Annotated in this window: 8 protein-coding genes and 1 pseudogene; 4 read left to right on the top strand and 5 right to left on the bottom strand. The window is 65.0% G+C overall.

Going from position 1 to position 10,790, the window contains the following annotated elements; genetic code table 11:
• Together C450_RS07300 and C450_RS07295 are read right to left on the bottom strand one after the other, a co-directional pair.
• Positions 1–856, bottom strand: an 856-nt coding sequence (locus C450_RS07300; protein ID WP_005042094.1) for a D-aminoacyl-tRNA deacylase, incomplete at its 3' end; no start/stop codon positions are given.
• 45 nt (positions 857–901) lie between these two features.
• Positions 902–2,296 carry a sodium/calcium exchanger membrane subunit gene (locus tag C450_RS07295; protein WP_005042091.1) on the bottom strand — a complete coding sequence of 465 codons (1,395 nt, stop codon included), beginning with the start codon at positions 2,294–2,296 and terminating at the stop codon, positions 902–904.
• Between the two features lie 104 nt (positions 2,297–2,400).
• Between C450_RS07295 and C450_RS07290 the strand changes: the two genes are divergently transcribed.
• From C450_RS07290 to C450_RS07275, 4 genes are all read left to right on the top strand, one after another.
• Complete coding sequence (locus tag C450_RS07290) at positions 2,401–3,213, top strand: shikimate dehydrogenase (RefSeq protein ID WP_005042088.1); 813 nt, start codon at positions 2,401–2,403, stop codon at positions 3,211–3,213.
• A 25-nt stretch (positions 3,214–3,238) separates the two neighbouring features.
• Complete coding sequence (locus tag C450_RS07285; RefSeq protein ID WP_005042086.1) at positions 3,239–3,964, top strand: helix-hairpin-helix domain-containing protein; 726 nt, start codon at positions 3,239–3,241, stop codon at positions 3,962–3,964.
• Positions 3,965–4,031: 67 nt separating this feature from the next.
• A complete protein-coding gene (locus C450_RS07280; RefSeq protein ID WP_005042084.1) occupies positions 4,032–4,907 on the top strand; it encodes an aminotransferase class IV in 876 nt (291 codons plus the stop codon).
• Between the two features lie 29 nt (positions 4,908–4,936).
• A complete protein-coding gene (locus C450_RS07275) occupies positions 4,937–5,353 on the top strand; it encodes a Rieske (2Fe-2S) protein (protein ID WP_005042081.1) in 417 nt (138 codons plus the stop codon).
• Between the two features lie 36 nt (positions 5,354–5,389).
• Here C450_RS07275 and C450_RS07270 read toward each other — a convergent pair whose 3' ends face one another.
• The 3 genes and pseudogenes from C450_RS07270 to C450_RS23690 form a co-directional block, all read right to left on the bottom strand.
• Positions 5,390–5,686, bottom strand: a complete 297-nt coding sequence (locus tag C450_RS07270) for a transcriptional regulator (protein WP_005042079.1) — start codon at positions 5,684–5,686, stop codon at positions 5,390–5,392.
• A gap of 405 nt (positions 5,687–6,091) precedes the next feature.
• Complete coding sequence (locus C450_RS07265; protein ID WP_005042076.1) at positions 6,092–8,653, bottom strand: heavy metal translocating P-type ATPase; 2,562 nt, start codon at positions 8,651–8,653, stop codon at positions 6,092–6,094.
• 425 nt (positions 8,654–9,078) lie between these two features.
• A pseudogene (locus C450_RS23690) lies at positions 9,079–9,474 on the bottom strand (helix-turn-helix domain-containing protein); the annotation flags it as partial.
• Positions 9,475–10,790 lie beyond the last annotated feature (1,316 nt).

Raw genomic sequence — 10,790 nt, 5'->3', positions numbered from 1 at the left:
GCGCCATCAGAGATGTGTATAAGAGACAGCCCGTGGTCTCGCGGAGCCACGTCTCGGTCACGACACGATAGCCGAGAGCCTCGATCGCGCTCACCAGATCGGGACGCTCCCCCTCGACGAGCGCACGAGTCGCACCGCTTTGCTCGAACGCTCGCCGGAGGACGTCCCGATCGTCGGCGGGATCGCCCATCGCGTCGAGCGCCCAGTCCACGCCGATGTGACCCACTGCCCAGTCGGTCTCGCGTACCACGCGCTCGAACCGGGGGACGTAGTGGCCACCGCCGAACCCCACCACCTGGCGATCGCGATACGGCCCGACTCCTCGCAGATCGAGGACGGCGCGTGCGACGGCCCGTGCGCCGTCGGGATCGTCCCATTCGGTTTCTCCACTCCCCAGTTCGACGAACATCGAGGGTGCGCCGACATCGGTGGGGCCGTGGTGGGTGCCCTCCATTCCGACGTCGTACCCCGATGGCGCGTGTTCGCGGAGCGCATCGAGCACTCGGGCCTGGGCGTTCGCACAGGAATGGGCGAGTTCGCCGTCCGCACCACCGTGGTCGGCGGGACCGAAGTTTCCGGTGTGGTGGGCGGTCAGGAGCGGCCCGGTGTCGCCGGCGTGTTTCGAGGCGAACACCACGAACTCGGGGTCGGCGAAGACGTCGGCCACGCCCTCGAGATCGAGGTGGAGATCGTCGAACGTGCGGAGTTCGAACCCTGGCGTACGGTGGACGGTGCCGCCGCCCTCGCCGTCGGGACGGGTGTCGTCCGTCGTTCGGCCCCAGTCATCGAGTTCGAGCAGGTGATCGCCGATGTGGACCGACGCCGGATCGGCGCGACTGACGACGATACCGATCATGTCGAGACGTGGTGGTCGAGCGGGGAAACCCGTTCGTTTCGGTTTTCAGTCGGCCCGTTCCGGCTGGGTGCTTCCCGATCCGACGGCCTCCCGAGCGATCGTGGTCGTCCGTCCGAGGAGGTCGGCCAGCGCGTCGCGGCGGGTGTAGAACAGCCACGCGCCGAGAACGAGATATATCGCCGTATAGACGTAGAGGATGTTGATGCTCAGCGTGGTCGCCTGCGGTTCGGCCACCGTCTGAATGATGGCGAACTCGATACCGACCTGCGAGACGAACAGGACGAGTAGACCGATCGCCTCGCGCATGCTGATCTCGAAATTGGTCAGAAGCGCGATCGCGAAGAGACTCTGGGCAGCGGTGATCCAGATTTCGGCGACCTGCTTCTCGTCGAACGGCAGCCCCCCGAGGTGGCCGGCCGCGATGGAATAGACCACCGCGAGCGTACCGATGAGCAGGGTCCACTGGTTGAGTTTCGAGGAGATGAGCGCGTTGAACCCCGCGGTCGAGCGCGCCTTGTTCACGAGGTAGGCGACGACGATGAGCTCCGGGCTCTCGCTCGCGAGCGGCGCGAGCCACTGAATCATGAAGAACTCGGGGATGCCGTACTGGAGACCCAGCTGTTCGAGACCGACGGCGAACGGTTCGACGGCGATGAAGATCAGGACACCCGAGTAGGTGAAGAGCGCGAGAACGCTGGCGATGCGCGGTCCCTTCGACCACGACTGGAGATAGGCGGGCACGCCGACGTGTTCTTCGCCCTCTTCGACGTCGCCGCGGATGATGATGGCGATATAGAGGACGTAGAGCCCGACGAGGACGAGCGTATCGAGCAACCCGATACCGCCGATCGGGCCGCCGCCGCTGAACGTCGTTCCGCTCAGCGGAACGAGGAAGGCAAAGAGGGTCGCCGCGAGCAGGAAGGAGATTTCGAGCGCGAGGTCACGATCGAGCGTGACGGCGCTTTTCAGGAACCCCGAACGGTGATCGACCGCGGGATCGTCGGCGTTTCGCGCCCGATACACGGTAAAAAGGGCGATACCGGCCCAGCCGAGACCGATGAGAATGCGGTTCGCGCCGGTCATATTGGCGACCGCGAGGTTGGCGTTGGCCATGCCCTGTGCGGTCCCCTCGAACGCACCGGCGTTCCACGCATAGAGCGCGTCGACGGCGTACTCCGGCGCGACGGCGAGCACTGCCAGCACCGCGATGGCGAACGCGCGCGGCACGTCCTTCTCTGCGGTCTCGGCTCCCCACGCGAGCAGGAAGGCGGCCCCGAGAACGGCCAGTCCGGCGACGACGACCGCCGTTCCCGGGGCGATGTTCTCGCCCGGGTGGATGGTCATGTATCCGCCGTAGGAGACGAACGTCGCCACGAACGGCACCGTCAGCAACAGCGCCGCGGCGACGGCAGCAAGTGGATGGCGAAAACGGTCGAGCATTACCGGAAATCGCGAGGGGGGCATACCTATCTCTTTTGCTGTCGCGTGCAGCGCCGCCGTTCGCCGACCGTCCCGTTTATCGCTTCGGCTCACGACGCTCGCCCATGCAGGTGTTCGGGCTGGTCGGCAATCCCGTCTCCCACTCGCTGTCGCCACCGATGCACGAGGCGGCCTACGACGAGTGCGGGATCGACGCACGGTACGTCACGTTCGAGCCCGCTCCCGACGATCTCGAAGCGGCCATCGAGGGCGCACGAGCGCTCGGGATCGAGGGGCTGAACGTCACGATCCCGTTCAAGCAGGACGCTCTCGATCACGTCGATCCCGACGACCTCGCGACGCGGATCGGTGCGGTCAACACCATCGATTTCGGCGGTCCCGACGACCGAGCGTCGATGCCGACGGGTCACAACACCGACGCCGAGGGCGTCGGACGGGCGTTCGACTATCACGGCGTGGCGCTCAACGGACGAGCGGTCGTCGTCGGAGCGGGCGGGGCAGGCCGTGCAGCGGCGTTCGCGCTCGCCGATGCGGGGATGTCGGTCGCCATCGCCAACCGCACCGTGGAACGTGCAGACGCACTCGCGGCAGAAGTCGATGGCGCGAGCGGGCACGGACTCGCGCCGCTCGAACGGCTCGTCGCCGACGCCGACGTGGTGGTGAACGCCACGAGCGTCGGAATGGAGGCGAACGAAACGCCGATCCCTGCCGAGGCGCTTCACGCCGATCTCGCCGTCCTCGATGCGGTGTACTCGCCGATCGAGACTCGACTGCTCCGAGACGCTGCGACGGTTGGCGCGACCACCATCGACGGCGGGTGGATGCTGCTGTATCAGGGCGTCGCGGCGTTCGAGCGGTGGATCGGCCAGGATGCGCCGATCGACGTGATGAACGAAGCGCTTCGGGCACGTATTTAAGTCCGGGGGGAGACAATCCCGATCCATGACGCTGCTGGATACCATCAAGTCGATGCTCGGGATCGACGGCCGGGATTCGGGCGACGACCGATCGAGCGACGAACGCGGCGGTATGACGGTCGAACGCGAACCGGACGAACGTGATTCGGAGACAGCCCCGGAGACGGGCTCGGAGGACGCGGTCAAGGGAACAGACACGAGCGATACCGGCAGCGGGGCGGACGAGCCCGCCGCTGCGGGGACCGACGCCACGGGATCGACCGAATCGATTGTCGACGAGGATGCGGAAGGTGGGGCGGAGCCGGGCGAAGTGACCGGGCCGACGACCGACGACGCCGAGCCGTCCGAGCCCGCAGGCGAAACCACCCCGACCGAAAATGTCGACGAGGACGAAACCGCCGTCGACGACGCGGGCGATGCGGTCGACACCGCCGACGAGAGCGCTGCCGCCGGGACCGACGCCGCGGGCTCGACCGGCTCGATCACCGAGGAGACGAACGACTCGATCTCGGCGGCCGAAGACGCCGAGGCCGCGGGGCCGACCGACGAGGAGCCGGGCGATACCGCCGGACACGACGTGGACGTGCTCAAGGGCATCGGACCGTCCTACGCCGAACAGCTCGAATCCGTCGGCGTCGAGACCGTCGCCGACCTCGCTGACGCCGACTCGGAGACTCTCGCCGACGAGACCGACATCTCCGCGAGCCGGCTCGATCGCTGGACCGAGCGCGCGAAGGCTCGTCAGCAGTAGGCAGCGTGCAAGTGGTCACGACGCGGTACTGCCGACGACGCGAGACACCTCAGCGGAGAGACGCCGGATGAAGTACCACGTCGACGGCGACCTCGTGCCCGCCGACGAGGCGAGCGTAAGCGTCCGCGATCGGGGGTTTCGCTACGGCGACGCCGCGTTCGAAACCCTTCGATCCTACAGTGGGTCGGTCTTTGAGTGGGATGCCCACGAGGCACGGCTCCGCCGGACCGCCGAACAGCTGGGCTTCGGCGACGCGGTGCCCAACGACCTTCGGGAGCGGGTTCGGGCGACGCTCGCCGCGAACGATCTCGACGAGGCGTACGTTCGGCTGTCGGTGACTCGTGGAGCGGGGATGGGACGGCTCACGCCCGCATCGGACGTCGATCCAACAGTAGTAATCATCGTCGAGGAGCTCCCCCGGGGCGGTCTCGCGGGCGAATCGGTGTGGGACGGTCCAGCGACGGTCCAGACCGTCAAAACCCGCGCGGTGCCGGACGCGGCGATGCCGAGCGACGCCAAGACCCACAACTACCTCGACGGAATCCTCGCACGGCTCGAACTCCGGCGGGCGGCGAACGAGGAGTATCGTGCGGACGAGGCCCTGGTGCGCGACGGCGAGGGAAACCTCACGGAGGGCGCGACGAGCAACGTCTTCTTCGTCGACGACGGGACGCTCAAGACGCCAAGCACCGACGGGCCGCTGCTCCCCGGGATCACGCGGTCGGTCGTGCTCGATCTCGCCGCCGACGAGGATTTTTCCGTCGAAACCGGTCAGTACACGACTGCCGCCGTTCGCGAGGCCGACGAGGCGTTTCTCACCAACACGACGTGGGAACTCCGGCCGATCGCGCGCGCCGACGGGGTCGCGGTCGGCGGCGGACCGATGACGCGACTGCTCTCGCGGCTGTTCGACGAGCGAGTCGAGCAAGCGCATTACGAGTGATTCAAACCCGAAGCGGATGGACGACCGGCATGGACGCTGCGCGCCGGATCGTCGCCCTCGACGAGATCGCCGTCGACGACACGCTCCTCTTCACGATTCGCGATGGGTTCGACCGTGAGGAAGCCATCCTGACGAGGCTCGCCGACGGGGTTGCGGCGTATCGGAACCACTGCCAGCACTGGACCGACGTCAGGCTGGATTCGGGCGACGGCGCGGCGATACGTGACGGCGAGCTCCTGTGTCAGCGCCACGGCGCGCTGTTCGAGCAGGCGACGGGCTACTGTACGACCGGTCCCTGTGAGGGTGCGACGCTCGACTCAGTCGACGTCACCGTGGAGAACGGCGCAGTCTACCTCACGGAACCCGACTACGAGTTCGAGAAGCTGGGGCCGTCGGGCGAACACGACCTCTCCTCGCGCGGACGGATCGACTTCTCCGGGACCTGACGCCGTTCCCGAAATCCGGCTCTCACGGCGCTCACGTCACTCGACCCGGAAGAGCGGCTCCTCGATGGCCTCGCTTCGGCACTCGGGACACCGCGAGGGGCGGTTCGCGTGGTCGTCGAACGCCGAAAACCCGCAGTCGCGACACTCCGGCGGGGCAACGAGGAGCTGTTCGTCCTCGGTTTCGAGCGACTGGGCGATGTGCTCGACGTGCTCCAGCACCGCCTCGGTCGTGATCGCGAACTCCTCGGCCAGCATGCTCGGCGGTGCCGTCTCGCCGCGGAGGTGCTCCGCGATCCGCTGTCGCGTCGTTGCGTCCTCGTCCGCTTCGCGCATGACCACCCTCCGAACGCGATCGGTAAAAACGGTTCCCGGTTTTTGCGGCTGGTGTGGCTTGCGGCCGACAGCGGTTGCTGCGATGGGGTGGCGGTGCGGTCCTGGTGTCTCGACGAACGCAGCGAGTCGAGGCTCAGGAGAGCCACGCTCTCCTGGTGGATGAAGGGCGAAGGCACGACTGTAGGGAGTGCCGAGAGCTCGGGCGGTGTTGTCCGGTAACGGTTGTGATCGGGAGAACGGTATGGTGACTGGCAATCGGATCCAGATCTTGGTCTGCATACTTTCCGATGGCTGTCAAAATCGCCGTACGGGATGCAGCGGGTCTATTCAGCGGAGGGTTCTCACGATTTCAGCAACGCAGCCGGGTTATTTCAACGGGGCGAGAGCAGGTATCGGCCGAGATCGTCACTCGAAACGGTCGGGGTTGATTCTCGCTAGTCGAAGCGCATTCGTCGTCACGCCGAGGCTCATCCCCATGTCACCGACGACGACGGCGACTGCGACGTTCACCAGTCCAAAGGGGACGCCCACGGCCAACAGCGCCTTCACACCGATACTCCCCCAGATGTTCTCTCGAATGACGCCGTTTGCTTTCCCCGACAGCGCGTATAGATACGGGAGTTTCGATAGCTCGTCGCCCATCAGCGCGACGTCTGCCGACTCGACTGCCGTGTCAGTCCCCGCCGCACCCATCGCTACCCCGACCGTCGCCGTCGCAAGCGCCGGCGCGTCGTTGACTCCATCGCCGACCATCATCACTCCGCCGAACTCCTCGTCCAGTGCGGCCACTGTCTCGGCTTTCTCCTCGGGCAACAGCTCGGCACGCACCTCATCGACGCCCGCCGTCTCACCGACTGCCCGCGCGGTCACTTCGTTGTCACCAGTGAGCATCACTACGTGCTCGACGCCGAGGTCGTGGAACCGCTCGATCGCTCGCTTCGCCTCCGGGCGTACCTCGTCGGCCACCGCGACGACGCCGACGATCCGATCCTCAGTACCGACGAGGATGACGGTCTTCCCGTCGCCCTGCAACTCTTCGATGGTCTTCCCGCCAGCGACGGCGGTCTCGTGACTGCCGGAGTCCTCGATCGCGACGCCACCATCGGACGCGACACGGATGGTGTCGAGGGAAAGACCCAACTCCTCGAATAGGGCAGGCTTCCCGGCGAAGTACGTCTCGCCGTCCAGATCAGCCCGGACGCCCTTCCCGGTCAGGCTCTCGAACGCGGAAACGTCGCCGGTCGCGACGTCCGCCTCGTCAGCAGCGCCCACGATCGCTTCCGCGATCGGGTGTTCGCTGCGTGCCTCCAGACTCGCTGCCACGGACAGCACCGACTCTCGGGACTCGCCACCGGCGGGCACGACGTCAGTAACGGTGAGCTCGCCGTGCGTGAGCGTTCCCGTCTTATCGAACGCGGCGGCTTTCACCGTCCCGACCGATTCGAGGTGCTTCCCGCCTTTGATGAGAACGCCGTTCTTCGCGGCGCTAGTGATCCCGGAGACGACGCTCACTGGCGTGCTGATGACCAGTGCACACGGACACGAGAGGACGAGAAGTGCTAGTCCGCGCTTGAACCACGTCGCCCAGTCGCCAGCGAACACGAGCGACTGCCCGCCGATGCCGAGTGAGACGGAGCCGTCGATGAGGAGCGGTGGCACGGCAGCGATGAGGACTGCCAGCGTGACGACCACCGGAGTATACTGCCCGGCAAACCGGTCGACGAACTGCTCGTGGTCGGTCTTGTCCCGCTGGGCGTCTTCAACGAGTTCGACAATGCGGGCGAGCGTGCTGTCTTCGGCTTCCGCCGTGACCTCCACTTCGAGATAGCCTTCCTCGTTGATCGTCCCCGCGTAGACCTCGTCGCCGTCCGTCTTGTCCACAGGGACGCTCTCACCAGTGATCGGAGCCTGATTGACCGCGCTCTCGCCCTCGACGACTGTCCCGTCGGCGGGGATGCGGTCACCGGGACGCACGATGGCGCGATCGCCGACGCGCAGTTCCTCGACCGGGACAGTCGTCTCCTCGCCGTCCCTACGGATGGTCGCGGTCGTCGGCGAGAGGTCCATCAACTCGCGGAGCGAGGAGCGGGCGCGATCCATCGCGTACTCCTCCATCAACTCGGCGACGCTGAACAGCACGGCTAGCATCCCGGCTTCGAGGTAGAGCGCCTCACCGAAGACGAGGCTCGCGGTGATCGCGCCGAGGATGCCGAGACTCATCAGGAGGTCGATGTCCAGCGAGCGCGTACGGACGGAGTAGTACCCGTTTCGGAGGATTTGCTCGCCGCTGATCACCGCACCAGCGAGGTAGAACAGTTCGGCGGTGCCGAACTCACGCCCGAGGAACGCGGCGAGCGTCACATCGAGTCCCGACAGTAGGAACTCCAGCACGAGGCCGACGAGCAACAGTCCACCCCCGATCCACGTTTTGAGTGTGCGTGGACTCAGCCACACGTCTCGCGCCCGGCTCTCCTCGACGAGGTCTTTCTCCGTTGTCTCCGGACCGGTCTCCTCTACCTCGTAGCCCGCACTCTCGATGGTGGCGACGAGGTCGGTACGCGAGGTCTGACCGGGATCGTAGGTGACGATGACGGTACCGGTCGTCGGGAGGGTTTCACGTTCCCGAATCCCTGCGACGGCATCGAGGGCGTTCTCGATTTTGCCTGCACAGGACGCACAGTCCATCGCGGGCACGTCGAACCGTTCGGTCTCCCGATCGTCGCGCGACTCGACATCGTAACCGGCGGCCTGCACGCGTTCGATCAGCGTGTCCACCGCAACTGTCTCGGGAAGATACTCGATGGTGACGGTGCCAGTCATCACCTGTGGTTCGACGGTGACGACGCCGTCGAGTTTCGAGACACTGTTGACGATCTTCTCCGCACAGGAAGGACAATCCATCCCCGGTACGTCGAGCTTCACGGTTCTGGTTTCGGGACCGGCCGAACCGGCTGCGTTCGTAATCACTGTCTGCACAGACAGCCCCGGAGGCCAAGCCCCTTGGTTTGGTGTGTACCAACTCCAGTCAGGCGTCGGGGGAAGAGAGGTGGGTAGACGAGGAGTGGTCAGTCGCGTAGGCGTCGGCTAGTTGTGCTTCGGCACGACGAAGCCGGTAGGAGAGCGTCGAGCACGTAGTGATGCTCACTGGTGACAACGAAGTGACCGCGCGGGCAGTCGGTGAGACGGCGGGGGTCGATGAGGTGCGTGCCGAGCTGTTGCCCGAGGAGAAAGCCGAGACAGTGGCCGCACTGGACGAGGNGGAGAGCCGGGCGCGAGACGTGTGGCTGAGTCCACGCACACTCAAAACGTGGATCGGGGGTGGACTGTTGCTCGTCGGCCTCGATGGCGCTGCGGAAGGCGTGGTAGGTGGTGTTGTCGGGGGCAATGATGCGCCACTCGTACCGGTGGCCGACCCACGTTGTTTGGAAGATGAGGCCGTCGCCGAAATGGTCGAGGGCGAGGTGTGGAATGGAGGTACAGGAGGGGGTCCGCGACCAGTACGAGTAGAGGACGAGCGCGTCGTCGGTGCGGTCGAGGACTTGGGTTTCCCAGTCGGCTTCGCAGTCGCGGCGGGCCAGACAGTCGGTGTAGTACTCGGCGTCGGCGACGGTGTCGGTGAGTTCGTCGAGTGCGCTTTGACCACCGGTTACGTGATCGACGCGCCAGAGATTGTCGGGAGTGACGTGACAGGAGAGGGAACGAATCTTCGTTTCCGGGTTGGCGGTGAGGATGTCGGCAACGGCGTTATTGTCCGGGGAATATTCGAGATCGAAGACGAGTTCACGCATACGGTCGGGTAGGGAAGAGAGGGGTATGAACGCGTTGACGACCTCCTCGTTCCTCGTTTTCCGCTGACCGATACGCGCCCTGTATCTTGCATGCCGATTTTAGCAGATTGCCAATCTGTGATATTGGAAAGTACGAAGACTTCAGCTAATCCCTATAGTAGATGTTAATCGAGGTCTTCCACGTAGTCGGCGAGCGCGTTATACCGTTGCTGTAATTTGTCTACCTCATTCTCCAAATTTTCGATAGTTTCCTCCTGTTTGTCGATGCGGTCAACCAGTTGCGAGACTGTTACCCCTGCGTCCGAAGCACCGCCGAGTTCATTGGCGAGGTCTTCCCCCAGGTCCGTGAACCGATACACCGAAGCGACGAGCACAACGACGACCGACTACCGACGAGGATACCGACGTGATCACGACGACTGAAGGACCAGCAGCACAGTCCAAATAGCGGGGCAAAGAAACACCCAAGATTGTGATGAGTAGGACAGTCCAGAGTGGCGACGATCCAGCACCGACGAGGACGACGAGAACAGCAGCACCGATCCAACAGCGACGACGACACCGGGGACAGTCCAGGGCGTGAAGCAGCGACCAGCAGCGACGATCCAGCGGTGACGACGACACCAGCGGAACAGTAGGAACCAGCACCAGGGCGACGCCAGCTAGCGAGGACAGCGGTGGAATGGCCCCCACGAGAACAGCAGCGATGAGAGCGCCGCACAGAGCCGCAGAGAGCGACGGCAGAATGTGGCCAGGAAATCACACCGAGATACCAACGCGACGGCTGAGAGCGCGAGCCAGGGTGCCCCAGACCGACGCACTACTGAGAGCCAGGAAGACCGACGCGACGAACCTGGGCCAGCCAGCCGAGTGTAGCAGCGTGACAGGACCGACGGGGATCTAGCGACCACGCCAGGACACCGAGGACAGCGACAGTTACCGGCTAGCAGAAAGCAGGCCGCGAGTAACACCAGAAAGCCAGCAGCAGGGGCGGCGAGACAGCAAGATCCGACTGTCAACCAGGGGTATGACGCTCCAAGATGGACCCGCAGACTGCGAACAACTGTCTGACTGTCAGCCAGCGAGCGAGCAGCTACGAATAGCCGGTTCCCGAGGCGACTGTGACCGCTAACTCTACTTCTACGACCGACGATACCTACTCCTTCTACAACCGACAACAGCAAAGGGGGAACCAGCGAGCTATGCGGCCTCTCTCCCCCGGAGTGACCAGTGAAGGGACGGTCACAGGCTACCCCTCTGTCCCGACAGCGCGGGTTAGAGTACGTCACTCCACTCTAACCACCCCCGGCTGGCGA

The sequence above is a fragment of the Halococcus salifodinae DSM 8989 genome (assembly GCF_000336935.1).
Classification (GTDB): domain Archaea; phylum Halobacteriota; class Halobacteria; order Halobacteriales; family Halococcaceae; genus Halococcus; species Halococcus salifodinae.
This window is presented reverse-complemented; position numbering and strand designations above follow the sequence as displayed.

Coding starts and splice junctions, on each gene's coding strand:
- C450_RS07295 (WP_005042091.1), bottom strand. CDS start 2,296: ATGCTCGACCGTTTTCGCCATCCACTTGCTGCCGTCGCCGCGGCGCTG.
- C450_RS07290 (WP_005042088.1), top strand. CDS start 2,401: ATGCAGGTGTTCGGGCTGGTCGGCAATCCCGTCTCCCACTCGCTGTCG.
- C450_RS07285 (WP_005042086.1), top strand. CDS start 3,239: ATGACGCTGCTGGATACCATCAAGTCGATGCTCGGGATCGACGGCCGG.
- C450_RS07280 (WP_005042084.1), top strand. CDS start 4,032: ATGAAGTACCACGTCGACGGCGACCTCGTGCCCGCCGACGAGGCGAGC.
- C450_RS07275 (WP_005042081.1), top strand. CDS start 4,937: ATGGACGCTGCGCGCCGGATCGTCGCCCTCGACGAGATCGCCGTCGAC.
- C450_RS07270 (WP_005042079.1), bottom strand. CDS start 5,686: ATGCGCGAAGCGGACGAGGACGCAACGACGCGACAGCGGATCGCGGAG.